The 15,358-nt window shown below is 53.8% G+C and carries 13 protein-coding genes; 8 read left to right on the plus strand and 5 right to left on the minus strand.

Annotated elements, in window-relative coordinates:
- Positions 1–44 precede the first annotated feature (44 nt).
- Together ndh and ACLJTG_RS00395 are read left to right on the plus strand one after the other, a co-directional pair.
- The gene (gene ndh, locus ACLJTG_RS00390) at positions 45–1,349 is read left to right on the plus strand and encodes an NADH-quinone dehydrogenase (protein WP_000211053.1); all 1,305 of its coding nucleotides are present in this window, start codon (positions 45–47) and stop codon (positions 1,347–1,349) included.
- A gap of 178 nt (positions 1,350–1,527) precedes the next feature.
- Complete coding sequence (locus ACLJTG_RS00395) at positions 1,528–2,067, plus strand: glycine zipper 2TM domain-containing protein (protein WP_001043449.1); 540 nt, start codon at positions 1,528–1,530, stop codon at positions 2,065–2,067.
- Positions 2,068–2,140: 73 nt separating this feature from the next.
- Here the strand turns inward: ACLJTG_RS00395 and comR are convergent, their stop codons facing one another.
- Complete coding sequence (gene comR, locus ACLJTG_RS00400) at positions 2,141–2,776, minus strand: TetR family copper-responsive transcriptional repressor ComR (RefSeq protein ID WP_000205985.1); 636 nt, start codon at positions 2,774–2,776, stop codon at positions 2,141–2,143.
- Positions 2,777–3,017: 241 nt separating this feature from the next.
- On the opposite strand from comR, the gene bhsA reads away from it, so the two are divergent.
- Positions 3,018–3,275 carry a multiple stress resistance protein BhsA gene (bhsA, locus tag ACLJTG_RS00405; protein WP_000800133.1) on the plus strand — a complete coding sequence of 86 codons (258 nt, stop codon included), beginning with the start codon at positions 3,018–3,020 and terminating at the stop codon, positions 3,273–3,275.
- Between the two features lie 96 nt (positions 3,276–3,371).
- On the opposite strand, the gene ACLJTG_RS00410 is transcribed toward bhsA, so the two are convergent.
- Positions 3,372–4,337, minus strand: a complete 966-nt coding sequence (locus tag ACLJTG_RS00410; RefSeq protein ID WP_000482969.1) for a L,D-transpeptidase family protein — start codon at positions 4,335–4,337, stop codon at positions 3,372–3,374.
- Between the two features lie 147 nt (positions 4,338–4,484).
- Positions 4,485–7,931 (minus strand): transcription-repair coupling factor, encoded by a 3,447-nt coding sequence (gene mfd, locus ACLJTG_RS00415; protein WP_410958874.1) that lies wholly within the window; start codon positions 7,929–7,931, stop codon positions 4,485–4,487.
- A gap of 337 nt (positions 7,932–8,268) precedes the next feature.
- Here mfd and lolC point away from each other — a divergent pair, with 337 nt between their 5' ends.
- The 5 genes from lolC to cobB are packed head-to-tail and all read left to right on the plus strand — an operon-like array spanning position 8,269 to position 13,186.
- Positions 8,269–9,468 (plus strand): lipoprotein-releasing ABC transporter permease subunit LolC, encoded by a 1,200-nt coding sequence (lolC, locus tag ACLJTG_RS00420; RefSeq protein WP_001518787.1) that lies wholly within the window; start codon positions 8,269–8,271, stop codon positions 9,466–9,468.
- A complete protein-coding gene (lolD, locus tag ACLJTG_RS00425; RefSeq protein WP_001033714.1) occupies positions 9,461–10,162 on the plus strand; it encodes a lipoprotein-releasing ABC transporter ATP-binding protein LolD in 702 nt (233 codons plus the stop codon). The genes lolC and lolD overlap by 8 nt, the downstream gene beginning before the upstream one ends.
- Complete coding sequence (lolE, locus tag ACLJTG_RS00430; protein WP_000168091.1) at positions 10,162–11,406, plus strand: lipoprotein-releasing ABC transporter permease subunit LolE; 1,245 nt, start codon at positions 10,162–10,164, stop codon at positions 11,404–11,406. The genes lolD and lolE overlap by 1 nt, the downstream gene beginning before the upstream one ends.
- A 28-nt stretch (positions 11,407–11,434) precedes the next feature.
- Positions 11,435–12,346: an N-acetylglucosamine kinase gene (gene nagK, locus ACLJTG_RS00435; protein ID WP_000291331.1), complete on the plus strand. Its 912-nt coding sequence runs from the start codon at positions 11,435–11,437 to the stop codon at positions 12,344–12,346.
- An 18-nt stretch (positions 12,347–12,364) separates the two neighbouring features.
- Positions 12,365–13,186, plus strand: coding sequence for a Sir2 family NAD+-dependent deacetylase (gene cobB, locus ACLJTG_RS00440; RefSeq protein ID WP_198898115.1), 822 nt, complete (start codon positions 12,365–12,367; stop codon positions 13,184–13,186).
- 81 nt (positions 13,187–13,267) lie between these two features.
- On the opposite strand, the gene potD is transcribed toward cobB, so the two are convergent.
- Both potD and potC read right to left on the minus strand, forming a co-directional pair.
- Positions 13,268–14,314, minus strand: a complete 1,047-nt coding sequence (gene potD, locus ACLJTG_RS00445) for a spermidine/putrescine ABC transporter substrate-binding protein PotD (protein WP_000759329.1) — start codon at positions 14,312–14,314, stop codon at positions 13,268–13,270.
- A gap of 24 nt (positions 14,315–14,338) precedes the next feature.
- Positions 14,339–15,118, minus strand: coding sequence for a spermidine/putrescine ABC transporter permease PotC (gene potC / locus ACLJTG_RS00450; protein ID WP_000580299.1), 780 nt, complete (start codon positions 15,116–15,118; stop codon positions 14,339–14,341).
- Between the last annotated feature and the right edge of the window lie 240 nt (positions 15,119–15,358).

Consider the following 15,358-nt stretch of genomic DNA (forward strand, 5'->3'; position numbering starts at 1 on the left):
TAACTTTTAATTAACAATTGGTTAATAAATTTAAGGGGGTCACGTTGACTACACCATTAAAAAAGATCGTGATTGTCGGCGGCGGCGCTGGCGGGCTGGAAATGGCGACGCAGTTAGGCCATAAACTGGGGCGCAAGAAAAAAGCGAAAATCACGCTGGTAGACAGAAATCACAGCCATCTGTGGAAACCATTGCTGCACGAAGTGGCGACTGGCTCTCTGGACGAAGGCGTGGATGCGCTGAGCTATCTGGCTCATGCGCGTAATCATGGTTTCCAGTTCCAACTGGGGTCGGTGATGGATATCGATCGCGAAGCGAAAACCATCACCATTGCCGAGTTGCGTGATGAAAAGGGCGAACTGCTGGTGCCGGAGCGCAAAATCGCGTATGACACGCTGGTGATGGCGCTGGGCAGCACCTCTAATGATTTCAACACGCCGGGCGTGAAAGAGCACTGTATCTTCCTCGATAACCCGCATCAGGCGCGCCGTTTTCACCAGGAGATGCTGAACCTGTTCCTCAAGTATTCGGCTAACCTGGGCGCGAACGGTAAGGTCAATATCGCCATCGTTGGCGGCGGTGCGACGGGGGTTGAGCTGTCGGCTGAACTGCATAATGCGGTAAAACAGCTGCATAGCTATGGTTATAAGGGGCTGACCAACGACGCGCTGAACGTGACGTTGGTTGAGGCTGGCGAGCGTATTCTGCCTGCGTTGCCGCCGCGTATCTCCAGCGCCGCGCATAATGAACTGACCAAACTGGGCGTTCGCGTGCTGACGCAAACTATGGTCACCAGCGCCGACGAAGGCGGTCTGCATACGAAAGAAGGTGAATATATTCAGGCCGATCTGATGGTGTGGGCGGCGGGTATCAAAGCGCCAGATTTTATGAAAGAGATTGGTGGTCTGGAAACGAACCGCATTAACCAACTGGTGGTGGAACCGACGCTGCAAACCACGCGCGATCCTGATATTTATGCGATTGGCGACTGCGCTTCCTGCGCACGTCCGGAGGGAGGTTTTGTGCCGCCTCGCGCTCAGGCGGCGCATCAGATGGCTACCTGCGCGATGAATAACATTCTGGCGCAGATGAATGGCAAACCGCTGAAAGCTTACCAGTATAAAGATCATGGATCGCTGGTCTCTCTGTCCAACTTCTCTACCGTGGGTAGTCTGATGGGGAACCTGACCCGCGGTTCAATGATGATTGAAGGACGTATCGCCCGCTTCGTGTATATCTCGCTATACCGTATGCACCAGATAGCGCTGCATGGATACTTTAAAACCGGCCTGATGATGCTGGTGGGCAGTATTAACCGCGTCATTCGTCCGCGTCTGAAACTGCATTAATTTCTCTGCGCCTCACCGGCTGCTCGCGCCGGTGAGCGCTTCTCCATCACTCGCTTCGGAGTTGTCCGAATCCTTCAGCTTTACCGCCTCATCCCGCATTTTTCATCCTCATTCCGATTGGCTTTGTTCGCATACTGGTTGCAAAATTGTTACCAATAGCAACGAAGGAGGAACTCCCGTGAATAAATCAATGTTGGCGGGTATAGGGATTGGCGTAGCGGCTGCGCTGGGTGTGGCGGCAGTGGCCAGTCTCAACGTATTTGATCGTGGTCCGCAATATGCGCAGGTGATATCGGCTAAACCGATTAAAGAGACGGTAAAAACGCCGCGTCAGGAGTGCCGTAATGTCACGGTCACGCATCGCAGACCGGTTCAGGACGAAAACCGTATTGCCGGCTCGGTGCTTGGCGCAGTAGCAGGCGGCGTGATTGGACATCAATTTGGCGGCGGTCGTGGTAAAGATGTGGCGACGGTCGTCGGGGCGCTGGGCGGCGGTTATGCTGGCAATCAAATCCAGGGATCAATGCAAGAAAGTGATACTTACACTACCACGCAGCAACGCTGTAAGACGGTGTATGACAAATCTGAAAAGATGCTTGGCTACGACGTGACCTACAAAATTGGCGATCAGCAGGGCAAAATCCGCATGGATAAAGACCCCGGAACGCAAATTCCCCTCGACGGCAATGGCCAACTGGTTCTGAATAACAAAGCATAAAAAAGCTGTACTCTGCAAGTTAGCCCCTCATTCGCTCAGGCTGAGGGGCTTTTTTTATCCGATGACCCGTCGTTCAGGGCTTGAGCAGTTCAGGCCAGATGCGCAGAGTCGTACGCGTAATTTGCATCAGTTGTTCGAAGGTGGCTCCCTCGCGGGCGCTGATCGACATTCCCTGTAAAATACAGTTTATATATTCCGCGAGCGCCTGCGGGTTACAGTGCGCCGGAATTTCACCGCGCTCCTGACGTTGGCGCAGAAACTGTATGAGCGTCTGTTCCTGCATGGCGTGGCGTGATTTTACCGTGCGGGCGATATCGCGCGAGGAGGCGGCGAGGGTGGCGGACGTATTAATCATAAAGCAGCCAGCCGGCGTGTCTGTACTGGTAAAGCAGGCGGCAATTTCTGTGAAGTAATCTTCCAGCGCCGATTCCACGCTTTTCTCTTCACAAAAGAGCTGGGCTTCGTGCTTTGAGGCAAAGCGAGTGATGTAGCGATCCAGTACAGCGCGAAATAATCCTTCTTTATTAGTGAATTCCGCATAGAGAGTAGGCGCTTTCGCCCCGGTAGCCTCTACGAGATCGGCAAGCGAAGTTGCTTCATAGCCGTGCTGCCAGAAGAGAGTCATGGCCTTATCAAGCGCAGCTTCCCTGTCGAACACTTTTGGTCGGCCACGGCTTTTCTTCGCGCAACTCGTGGTATCCGTTGTCATGATGCCGTTGTACCTGTTTAAAGAGCAGTCTCTCTATTATAAAAACAAACCACTTCTGGCTCCAGAGTATTCATTAGAAAAATAAATCAATTCTATTCACATGAAAAATAACATCTTTATAAATTATATAACGATCATTATAAAAAGAGGTTGACGTGTGATGTAGATCACATCTATGATTAACTTATCGATCGTTAAGTTAATGCTTACGACACCCATTCATCTGCTAAAGGTCATCACTATGAAAAACGTAAAAAACCTCATCGCTGCTGCGGTACTAAGTTCGCTCTCATTCGCCAGCTTCGCCGCCGTTGAAGTTCAGGCAACGCCAGAAGGTCAACAGAAGTTCGGCACCATTTCCGCGAATGGCGGCACGAATCTGGGCTCGCTGGAAGATCAGCTGGCGCAAAAAGCGGAGGAGATGGGGGCGAAGTCTTTCCGTATTACCTCTGTTACCGGCCCGAATACCCTCCACGGTACGGCGGTAATCTATAAGTAAGCATTAACCCTCATTAATGCCGCTGCGATTGCCACAATAAAAAAAGAAAGCCTCGCGATGCATCGCGAGGCTTTTTTGTCGGTCAGCTATTCACGCTTACAGCGACTGCGGTTTCGCCTCTGATTGACGGGTTACATCCACCGGCATTCCGGAACGCACTTCCATAACATGTTCCATCACCGCAGCATCGGTCTGCGGCGCGTCCTTAAAGGCCTGCATCGGGCCATTCAGCACAATCGGCAGCACCTGTGGATCGTCGCCTATATTTTTAGACAGCGGCTGATGAACTTCCACCAGTCGCACGCCGCCTGGCTCCACCGAGGCTTTAATCGGCGTATTGATTATATTCACTTTGGTTCCCGGCGTGACCTGACGGAACAATGTCTCTATATCACCGTCGCGCAGACGGATACAGCCGGAACTGACGCGCATACCAATGCCAAAATCGGCATTCGTGCCATGTAACAGATAGACGCCGCCGTAGGCCGCTAAACGAATCGCGTGATGCCCCATTGGGTTATCGGGACCGGCAGGCACCACGGCGGGGAGATCGATGCCTTGCGCTTTATAACGGGCGCGAATATTGGCGGTCGGCGTCCAGGTTGGATTGGCGCGTTTATCCGAAATGGTCGTCACCATCGTTGGCGTCAGGGTATCGCCGCCCAGTTGGCCAATCCCGATAGGGTAGACCGTGACCGTATTTTTCCCCGGTTGATAATAGTAAAGCCGTAATTCCGCGAGGTTAATGACGATACCTTCACGTGGCGCGTCCGGTAGCAGCGTTTGCAGCGGAATCGTCAGCACGCTGCCTGCGCGTGGTACGTAAGGATCAATGCCGGGGTTGGCCTGTAACAGGGCTAAAAAGCCCACGTTATATTTTTTGGCGATCGCCTCCAGCGAGCCGCCGTCGTCTTCAACGACATGGAATTTATTTTCTCCCACCAGTCGACTGCCGGGGGGCGGAAGAGGCCACGTATTCGCCTGCGCGGGAAGGGCAAGCATGATGGTCGCGGTAAGCGCAAGCAACGCCCACCAGCGAGAGAGTCGCGTATTGTTGAACATTATAATAAACCCATGATTATTATGTGGTTATTTTTATAAAAGAGGAAATAAGAATTATGGCGGCTGGCTGTGTCTGGAACTGCAGGGAAGTGCAAAGAATTTGTAAAGATTAGGCCGGACGCAGAGTAATGACGCCCGGCCTGACGCTTATGCAATAGCGTTTTCTTCCAGTTGCTGCATAAACTGGCGTACCCATTCTATACGCGTTTTACGTTCGCTTAAATCCTGAATAAACTTGAGGCGCGTCGGGCCATCCAGACGGAAATGCTGCGGCTGTTTTTGCAGCAACCCGATAAGCCAGGCGGGGTCAACGTGGTTTTTCTCGGCGAACTCAATCGTTCCGCCTTTCTCGTTACCCTCCAGTTTTCGGATGCCGAGCTTTTGCGCCTGTTGGCGCAGGCGGGCGATATCCAGCAGATTACGCGCCGGATCGGGCAGCAGGCCGAAGCGGTCGATCAATTCCACTTTGATCTCTTCCAGCTCGTTTTCGTTCTTCGCGCTGGCAATGCGTTTATAGAATGACAGCCGGGTATTAACATCCGGAATAAAATCATCCGGCAGTAACGACGGCATTCGCAGCTCGACTTCCGTTTGCTGACTGGTGAGATCTTCCAGCGAGGGTTCGCGGCCTGCTTTCAGCGCATCAACGGCGTTTTCCAGCAATTCCATGTAGAGTGAGAAGCCAATGGTTTCCATTGAGCCGCTTTGCTCTTCGCCAAGCAGCTCGCCCGCGCCGCGGATCTCCAGATCGTGAGTCGCCAGCGCAAACCCGGCGCCTAAATCCTCCAGCGACGCAATCGCCTCCAGCCGTTTTTGCGCATCGGTGGTCATGGCCTTAGGATGTGGCGTCAACAGCCAGGCGTAGGCCTGGTGGTGCGAGCGCCCAACGCGGCCACGCAACTGGTGCAACTGCGCGAGGCCGAAATGATCCGCGCGTTCAATGATGATCGTGTTAGCGGTGGGAATGTCGATCCCCGTTTCGATAATGGTAGTACACACCAGCACGTTAAAACGTTGATGGTGGAAATCATTCATGACCCGTTCCAGCTCACGTTCGCGCATCTGCCCGTGGCCTATAGCGATTCGCGCTTCCGGCACCAGTTCCGCCAGCCGCTCTGCGGCTTTCTGAATATTTTCGACGTCATTGTACAAATAGTAAACCTGACCGCCGCGCAGGATTTCACGCAGAATCGCTTCCCTTACCACCAGGCTATCATACTCGCGGACAAAGGTTTTTACCGCCAGACGACGGGCAGGGGGGGTGGCGATAATGGAGAGATCGCGCATACCGCTCATCGCCATATTCAGCGTCCGCGGGATCGGCGTCGCCGTGAGCGTCAGAATATCGACATCGGCGCGCATCGCCTTAATTCGCTCTTTGTGGCGCACGCCGAAACGGTGCTCTTCATCGACAATCAGCAGGCCGAGGTCGCGCAGTTTCACATCGCTTTGTAGCAGTTTATGCGTACCGATCAGAATATCGATCTTACCCTCGGCGGCTTCCGCCAGGATTTGTGTCTGCTCTTTGGCGCTGCGAAAGCGGGACAGCATCTCAATGCGTACCGGCCAGTTGGCGAAACGGTCGCGGAAGTTATCATAGTGTTGCTGCGCCAGCAGCGTAGTCGGCACCAGTACCGCTACTTGTTTATGGTTTTCCACTGCCAGGAACGCGGCGCGCATCGCCACTTCGGTTTTGCCGAAGCCGACGTCGCCGCACACCAGCCTGTCCATCGCCAGCGGTTGGCACATATCGCTCAATACGGCGTTAATCGCCTGTGCCTGATCGGGCGTCGTTTCAAACGGGAAGCTGTCGCAGAATAACTGATACTGCTCACGATCATGCTTAAAGGCAAACCCCTCTTTTGCCGCCCGTTGCGCATAAATATCCAACAGTTCCGCTGCGACATCGCGCACTTTTTCCGCCGCTTTCTGCCGGGCGCGCGACCAGGCGTCGCCGCCCAGTTTATGCAGCGGCGCACTTTCTTCCGCGCCGCCGGCATAGCGGCTAATCAGATGCAATGAGGAGACCGGCACATACAGTTTGGCGTCATTGGCGTAGGTGAGCATCAGATACTCACCCTTGATGCCGCCAGCCTCCAGAGTGGTCATGCCGGCATAGCGTCCGACGCCGTGCTCCAGATGCACTACCGGTTGACCGACGTGGAGCTCCGCCAGGTTACGAATCAACGTATCCGGGTTGATCGTACGACGGGAATCCAGGCGGCGACGCGCGACCCGTTCACCCAGGAGATCGCTTTCGCAAATCAGCGCCAGATTGCGTTGGGTGTCGATAAAACCATGTTCTGCGGAGCCAATCATCAGATAGCGTCCCGCATCCTGCGCCTCGTCCAGGCGTAATATCCGCTTCGGCGCGATTTTTATGCGGGCCAGGAGCTCTCCCAGCGCTTCGCGGCGTCCTTCGCTTTCCACAGAAAAAATCACCGGACCGCTGAAAGATTCGAGGAACTTACGCAGCGCGTCCAGCGGCGCTTTCTGCTGCGCCTGGATAGCCAAATCCGGTAATTTCTGGAAACCGAGATTGGTATTGGCGGCTTTTTCCGGCAGGTGGTCGGTTTTAAGCTGGAGGCGAGGCCAGCGTTTAAGCTCGGAAAAGAGCTCATCCACCCGTAGCCAGAGGGCTTCCGGCGGCAAAAGCGGGCGCATAGGATCGACGCCACGATTTTCAAAACGCGCCAGCGTATCGGCCTGAAAGCGTTCGGCGCTGGTTTCCAGCGAGCCGGTATTCACCACCAGAGTATTGGCGGGGAAATAGCTAAATAATGGCGGTAACGGTTCGCTGAAAAAGAGCGGCTGCCAGTATTCGATCCCGGCGGGCAGAGTGCCTTTGCTGACCTGCTGATAGATGTGCTCGGCGTCGCGTTTTACCTCAAAGGTATCGCGCCACTGGCTACGGAAAAGCTCAATAGCGGCTTTGTCGGTAGGAAATTCGTGCGCGGGCAACAAATTGATGGCCTCAACCTCCTCCAGCGTACGCTGGGTATCCGCGTCAAACAGACGCAGGCTGTCGATTTCATCATCAAAAAAGTCGAGGCGATAAGGCTGTTCGCTGCCCATCGGAAAGAGATCCAACAGCGCGCCGCGCGTCGCGTATTCGCCATGCTCCATCACCTGATCGACATGCCGATAACCGGCGCTGTCAAGCTGCGCGCGCAGAGCGTCGCGGGACAACCGCTGGCCTTTTTTCATCACCAGCGCATGACCATGCAGATAGCTATGCGGACAAACGCGCTGCATCAGGGTGTTTACCGGTACAATCAAGACGCCGCGCTGCATCGACGGCAACTGGTAGAGCGTGGACAGGCGCGAAGAGATAATTTCCTGATGCGGGGAGAAGCTGTCATACGGTAGCGTTTCCCAGTCCGCCAGGTTCATCACCATCTGATCGGTAAACTGGCGGATTTCATCATGCAATCGCAGAGCATTTTGCATGTCAGGCGCTATGAGTACCACCGGACCGGCATGGCGTTCGGCTATCTCCGCCACCAGCGTAGCGCAGGCGGCACCGGTAAGTTCGCCCAACTGGCGCTGATCGCCCGCTTTTGTCGGCAGCGTGTAACGTTGTTTTTCAGGCATAACGGTTGTCAGTATCTCTTTTTGTTTTACGCCGCACTCTACGCGTCACCCTTCAGGCTGCTTCATGGTTGGCTGCGCGCCGGGACAGCATGAAGGACTCAGGTATTCAGGGGCATATGACTGATAAGCAATGTTCTTTATTATCCGCGATCGTTGTTTATTAGCAAATTGAATCCGCCGGATAACGCGCCGAACAGGTAAAGTATGAACATGTAAGTGACTTGATTTGTCGGCCTTTTTCAGAATAACGCTGACGAACTCTTACGGTTCAGACATTTACGCATTCCGCTTTCGCTTATATACTCGGGACTTTGCTAACAGCAACCAGACGGATTACATGTATCAACCTGTCGCTCTATTCATCGGCCTGCGTTACATGCGCGGGCGTGCAGCAGATCGCTTCGGTCGCTTCGTTTCCTGGCTTTCCACTATCGGCATTACCCTGGGGGTGATGGCGCTGGTCACGGTATTGTCGGTGATGAACGGTTTTGAGCGCGAACTGCAAAATAACATTCTTGGTTTGATGCCTCAGGCCATCCTCTCTGCTGAACATGGTTCTCTTAACCCGAATCAGATGCCGGAAAAAGCGGTGAATCTGCAAGGCGTTAACCGTATTGCGCCGCTGACGACGGGCGATGTCGTACTGCAAAGCGCGCGTAGCGTTGCGGTTGGCGTGATGTTAGGTATCGATCCGGCGCAAAAAGATCCATTAACGCCGTATCTGGTCAATGTGAAGCAAAGCGAATTACAGCCGGGTAAGTATAATGTCATCCTCGGCGAGCAGCTCGCCGGACAGTTAGGGGTCAACCGCGGCGATCAGATTCGGCTAATGGTGCCATCTGCCAGCCAGTTTACGCCAATGGGACGCCTGCCCAGTCAGCGTCTGTTTACGGTGATTGGCACATTTGCCGCCAATAGCGAGGTCGATGGCTATGAAATGCTGGTCAATATTCAGGACGCGTCCCGTTTAATGCGCTATCCGGCAGGCAATATTACCGGCTGGCGTCTGTGGCTGGATGAACCGCTGCAAGTCGATACCCTCAGCCAACAGACGCTGCCGCAAGGCACGAAGTGGCAGGACTGGCGCGAACGCAAAGGCGAGTTGTTCCAGGCTGTGCGCATGGAAAAGAACATGATGGGATTGTTGCTGAGCCTCATCGTGGCGGTCGCGGCTTTTAACATTATTACTTCGTTGGGCCTGATGGTCATGGAGAAGCAGGGCGAAGTGGCGATTTTACAAACTCAAGGGCTGACGCCGCGACAAATTATGATGGTCTTTATGGTGCAGGGCGCCAGCGCCGGGATTATCGGCGCGCTGTTGGGCGCCGCGCTGGGCGCATTGCTTGCCAGCCAACTGAATAACCTGATGCCGATCATCGGCGCGTTTCTGGATGGCGCTGCGTTGCCCGTGGCGATAGAGCCGTTACAGGTGATCGTTATCGCGCTGGTGGCAATGGCCATCGCGCTGCTTTCTACGCTTTATCCTTCCTGGCGCGCTGCCGCCACTCAACCCGCTGAGGCTTTACGTTATGAATAAGATCCTGTTGCAATGCGACAACCTGTGCAAACGCTATCAGGAAGGCACCGTACAAACCGACGTGTTGCACGATGTCAGCTTCAGTATCGGCGAAGGCGAAATGATGGCGATCGTCGGCAGTTCCGGTTCGGGTAAAAGTACGTTGCTGCACCTGTTAGGCGGGCTGGATACGCCTACCTCTGGCGATGTGATTTTTAGCGGCCAGCCGATGAGCAAACTCTCTTCTGCGGCAAAAGCGGAATTACGTAACCAGAAACTGGGGTTTATCTATCAGTTTCATCATCTCCTGCCGGATTTTACGGCGCTGGAAAACGTGGCGATGCCATTATTGATTGGCAAAAAGAAACCGGCGGAGATTGACGCTCGGGCGCGAGAAATGCTGCACGCTGTAGGGCTGGAGCATCGCGCAACCCATCGACCTTCGGAACTTTCCGGCGGTGAGCGCCAGCGTGTCGCGATAGCGCGCGCGTTGGTGAATAACCCGCGTCTGGTACTGGCGGATGAGCCGACCGGTAATCTGGATGCGCGTAATGCCGACAGTATTTTTGAGCTTCTGGGCGAGTTAAATCGTCTGCAGGGAACCGCGTTTCTGGTGGTGACTCACGATTTGCAACTGGCGAAACGTATGAGCCGCCAACTTGAGATGCGCGATGGCCGCCTGACGGCGGAACTGAGCCTGATGGGGGCTGAGTAATGGCGTCGCCTTTATCATTGTTAATTGGCTTACGTTTCAGCCGTGGACGGCGGCGCGGCGGTATGGTTTCGCTCATTTCCGTCATTTCTACCATCGGTATCGCGCTGGGCGTGGCGGTATTGATTGTCGGTTTAAGCGCGATGAACGGTTTCGAACGCGAGTTGAATAACCGTATTCTGGCGGTGGTTCCACACGGGGAGATTGAAGCGGTCAATCAGCCGTGGACCAACTGGCGTGAAGCGCTGGCAAAAGTGCAGAAGGTGCCAGGCATTGCCGCCGCCGCGCCGTATATCAATTTTACCGGCCTGGTAGAGAGCGGGGCCAATTTGCGCGCCATTCAGGTTAAAGGCGTCGACCCTAAGCAAGAGCAGCAGCTTAGCGCGTTACCGTCATTTGTGCAAAATCACGCCTGGGATCATTTCAAAGCGGGCGAACAGCAGATCATTATCGGTAAAGGCGTCGCCGATGCGCTGAACGTGAAACAGGGCGACTGGGTATCCATCATGATCCCCAATGCGAATGCCGACCATAAGCTGCTCCAGCCCAAACGCGTGCGTTTGCATGTCATCGGGATTCTGCAACTGAGCGGCCAGCTCGATCACAGCTTCGCCATGATCCCGCTTGAGGATGCGCAGCAGTATCTGGATATGGGGTCCAGCGTTTCCGGTATCGCGCTTAAAGTCCATGACGTGTTTAATGCGAACAAACTGGTGCGTGACGCGGGTGAGGTGACTAACAGCTATGTCTACATTAAGAGCTGGATCGGCACCTACGGCTATATGTATCGCGATATCCAGATGATTCGCGCCATTATGTATCTGGCGATGATTCTGGTGATCGGCGTGGCCTGTTTTAATATCGTTTCCACCTTAGTGATGGCGGTAAAAGACAAAAGCGGCGACATTGCGGTATTAAGAACGCTGGGGGCGAAAGATGGTTTGATTCGTGCCATTTTCGTCTGGTACGGGCTACTGGCGGGCTTGCTGGGCAGCTTGATTGGCGTGGCGATCGGCGTTGTCGTTTCGCTTCAGCTTACCGCCATTATTAATGGGATTGAAAAGGCGATCGGGCATCAGTTTTTGTCCGGCGATATCTATTTTATCGACTTCCTGCCATCCGAATTACATTGGCTGGACGTTGTTTACGTACTGGTCACGGCGTTGTTGTTAAGCTTACTGGCGAGCTGGTATCCGGCGCGGCGGGCGAGCAACATTGACCCTGCGCGAGTATTGAGCGGCCAGTAATCGCGGAATATAAAAACAAGGAGCGGTGATGTATTACGGGTTTGACATTGGCGGAACAAAGATTGCGTTAGGCGTATTTGACTCAACGCGGCGGCTGCAGTGGGAAAAACGGGTTCCCACGCCCCATACCAGCTATAGCGCCTTTTTAGACGCCGTGTGCGAACTGGTCGCGGAAGCCGACCAGCGATTTGGCGTAAAAGGGTCGGTAGGGATTGGCATACCCGGTATGCCGGAAACCGAAGACGGCACGCTGTACGCCGCGAATGTCCCGGCAGCCAGCGGTAAGCCGTTGCGCGCCGATCTCAGCGCCCGACTGGATCGCGATGTGCGTCTGGACAATGACGCTAACTGTTTTGCCTTGTCCGAAGCCTGGGATGATGAATTCACGCAATATCCTTTGGTTATGGGGCTTATCCTCGGCACCGGCGTCGGCGGTGGCCTGGTGCTAAACGGGAAGCCGATTACCGGTCAGAGCTATATCACCGGCGAGTTTGGCCATATGCGTTTGCCGGTTGACGCGCTAACGTTGATGGGGTTTGATTTTCCTCTCCGCCGTTGTGGATGCGGTCAGATGGGCTGCATTGAGAATTATCTGTCCGGGCGCGGGTTTGCGTGGCTATATCAGCATTATTATGATCAATCGCTGCAGGCGCCGGAGATTATCGCGTTGTGGGAGCAGGGCGATGAGCAGGCGCACGCGCATGTTGAGCGCTATCTGAATTTACTGGCGGTTTGTCTGGGGAATATACTGACGATTGTCGATCCCGATTTATTGGTGATCGGCGGCGGACTATCGAACTTTACGGCAATAACAACGCAACTGGCGGAAAGACTGCCGCGCCATCTCCTCCCTGTTGCCCGCGCGCCGCGCATTGAGCGTGCGCGGCATGGGGATGCAGGTGGGATGCGCGGTGCTGCTTTTTTACATCTTACCGACTAATCAAAAAAAGAGGTTGTTATGCAGTCGCGTCGGTTTCATCGATTAAGCCGCTTTCGTAAAAATAAACGTCTGTTGCGTGAACGTCTGCGCCAGCGGATCTTTTTCAGAGACAGAGTGGTGCCGGAAATGATGGAAAACCCAAGAGTATTAGTCCTTACAGGTGCAGGAATTTCTACAGAGTCTGGTATTCGTACGTTTCGCGCGGCGGATGGCCTTTGGGAAGAGCATCGGGTTGAAGACGTGGCAACGCCGGAAGGATTCGCCCGTAATCCGGGGCTGGTGCAGACATTTTATAATGCCCGCCGTCAGCAGCTTCAACAGCCGGAAATACAACCCAATGCGGCGCATCTGGCGTTAGCGAAGCTTGAAGAAGCGCTTGGCGATCGCTTTTTGCTGGTGACGCAAAACATCGACAATTTGCATGAACGCGCGGGCAATCGCAACATCATTCATATGCATGGCGAGCTGTTGAAGGTGCGCTGTTCGCAAAGCGGCCAGATTCTGGAATGGAACGGCGATGTGATGCCGGAAGATAAATGTCACTGCTGTCAGTTCCCGGCGCCGCTACGTCCGCACGTGGTGTGGTTTGGCGAGATGCCGCTTGGCATGGATGAAATTTATATGGCGCTGTCGATGGCGGATATTTTTATCGCCATTGGCACATCTGGTCATGTCTATCCGGCTGCGGGTTTTGTGCATGAAGCAAAACTGCACGGCGCACATACGGTGGAACTGAATCTTGAGCCAAGCCAGGTCGGCAGCGAGTTTGAAGAGAAGCACTACGGCCCGGCAAGCCAGGTTGTGCCGGAATTTGTTGATAAATTCCTGAAAGGGCTGTAGTGCTGTTTGCCCGGTAACGCCTTATCCGGCCTACATTTCACGTTACGTTCATCTGTAGGCCCGACAGGCGCTTTGGCTGAATTAGCGTCCTGCTTTTAGCTTCTGATAATACTCTTCATAAATGGCGCTGGCGTCGCCGACATCGTTTTGCCACTCGCCTTTGCTGATGGTTTGCGCATCCGGATAGAGCGACTTATCATTGGCGACCTCCGGGCTTAACAGCTTACGCGCCGCCAGGTTGGGGGTAGGGTAGCCGATGGTTTCTGCCACCTCTTTCGCGACGTCAGGACGCAGCAGGAAGTTGATTAGCTTCAGCGCGCCCTCTTTATTTTTCGCGTTCGCCGGAATAGCCAGGCTGTCCATCCAGAAAATACCGCCTTCCTTCGGCCAGACGACCTCCAGCGGCGTGCCAGCCTGACGAGCAACGAAGGCCGAACCGTTCCACACCATACCCAGGTTGACTTCCCCTTCCATATACGGATTCGCCGGATTATCGGAGTTGAAGGCCGCTACGTTCGGCATCAGTTTTTTCAACTCTTCATATGCCGCTTCGATCTCTTTCGGATCGGTAGTGTTACCGGAATAACCTAGCTTGCGCAGCGCCATCTGGAAGACTTCTCGCGCATCGTCGGTTAAAAGCAGGCTGTTTTTATATTCCGGTTTCCACAAGTCAGCCCAGCTGGTAATGGTTTTTGGATCGATAGCATCGCTGTTCACGCCAATCGCCGTTGCGCCCCAGATATACGGGACAGAATAATCGTTGTTGGGGTCAAACGGTTTGTTGAGCATTTCCGGATCGAGGTTGTGGAAATTGGTTAATTTCGACTTATCGATCTTCTGGATCATGCCTTCTTTGCGCATTTTGTCGACATAGTATGTAGAAGGAACAACCAGGTCATACGCGCCATCTTTATAGGTTTTGAGTTTGGCATACATGGTTTCGTTCGACTCGTAGGTCGAATAAATCACCTTAATGCCGGTCTCTTTAGTGAACTGTTCCAGCAGGCCCGGCGGTACATACTCAGTCCAGTTATAGAAATAGAGCGTGTCGTTGTCGGAGGCATGAGCGGCACTCATACCCAGCGCCAGGGCGCCCGCCGCGAGCAGGTGGCGTGACCATTTTTTCATTTAACGTCCCCTGAATTACGGGCCTTATCGGCCCTTGGTTTTATCACGAGCAATAAGCTGGCTGGCAATGACCATTACCAGAGACAGCACCAATAAAACGGTCGCCAGCGCGTTCACTTCTGGTGAAACGCCGACTTTTACCATGGAATAAATCTTTAAGGGTAAAATTTCATAGCCCGGCCCGGTGACAAACGACGAGACCACTACATCGTCCATCGACAACGTAAAGCTCAGCAACCAGCCCGCCGCCACCGCCGGCATCGCCAGCGGCAGAATGATTTTGCGTAAAATCGTTACCTCACTGGCCCCCAGGTCTTTTGCGGCTTCCAGCATTCTGACATCAAAGCCTTTCAGGCGCGAATAGACCGTGACGACCACAAACGGCAGGCTAAAGGTGATGTGCGAGAACAGCAACGACCAAAAGCCCAGTTGAATGCCGAGTAACATAAACAGCACCAGCAGGGAGATCGCCATCACGATATCCGGCGACATCATTACTACAAACAGCATCCCGCTGACGAATGGCTTCCCGCGAAAGCGGTAGCGATAAAGCGCCACCGCGGTTAACGAGCCAATCAACGTGGCGAAGGTCGCTGAAAAAATCGCCATCGTCAGTGAATGTTGAGCGGCCTGCAACAGACTGTCGTTATTGACCAGGAGTTCGTACCATTTAGTGGTAAAGCCCTGCCAGTTAATGCCGAACCGCGAACTGTTGAAGGAGTTCACGATCAGAATAATGATGGGAATATACAGATACGCATAGATGGCAGTCATGAAACCGCCACGGAGCAGCCGACCGATCATTCAAGTTCCACCTTCTTATTCAGAGGATGGGGTGCTTTTAGAGTATTGAAAATGATCAATTTTTTCTCTTCTCCAAAATCTCTCCAAAACGTCTCGCGGTTATCAGCAGCCAGGAAGAAGCAAGCTGCCGCTTGAAGCCGCGAATTTTACAACAAATTGCCAGACGAGCGGGAAAAAAAGGCCATTTAAATGACTATTCTCATCCGATCCGGTCATATGCGGCATTATTGCACCAGGCAA

Source organism: Salmonella sp. SAL00672 (genome assembly GCF_046552175.1).
GTDB lineage: Bacteria > Pseudomonadota > Gammaproteobacteria > Enterobacterales > Enterobacteriaceae > Salmonella > Salmonella enterica.

Bases quoted from the DNA above. Each gene is read 5' to 3' on its own strand.
- cobB (WP_198898115.1), top strand. From the start codon at position 12,365: ATGCAGTCGCGTCGGTTTCATCGATTAAGCCGCTTTCGTAAAAATAAA.
- lolD (WP_001033714.1), top strand. From the start codon at position 9,461: ATGAATAAGATCCTGTTGCAATGCGACAACCTGTGCAAACGCTATCAG.
- nagK (WP_000291331.1), top strand. From the start codon at position 11,435: ATGTATTACGGGTTTGACATTGGCGGAACAAAGATTGCGTTAGGCGTA.
- lolC (WP_001518787.1), top strand. From the start codon at position 8,269: ATGTATCAACCTGTCGCTCTATTCATCGGCCTGCGTTACATGCGCGGG.
- ACLJTG_RS00410 (WP_000482969.1), bottom strand. From the start codon at position 4,337: ATGTTCAACAATACGCGACTCTCTCGCTGGTGGGCGTTGCTTGCGCTT.
- potC (WP_000580299.1), bottom strand. From the start codon at position 15,118: ATGATCGGTCGGCTGCTCCGTGGCGGTTTCATGACTGCCATCTATGCG.
- lolE (WP_000168091.1), top strand. From the start codon at position 10,162: ATGGCGTCGCCTTTATCATTGTTAATTGGCTTACGTTTCAGCCGTGGA.
- bhsA (WP_000800133.1), top strand. From the start codon at position 3,018: ATGAAAAACGTAAAAAACCTCATCGCTGCTGCGGTACTAAGTTCGCTC.
- potD (WP_000759329.1), bottom strand. From the start codon at position 14,314: ATGAAAAAATGGTCACGCCACCTGCTCGCGGCGGGCGCCCTGGCGCTG.
- mfd (WP_410958874.1), bottom strand. From the start codon at position 7,931: ATGCCTGAAAAACAACGTTACACGCTGCCGACAAAAGCGGGCGATCAG.
- comR (WP_000205985.1), bottom strand. From the start codon at position 2,776: ATGACAACGGATACCACGAGTTGCGCGAAGAAAAGCCGTGGCCGACCA.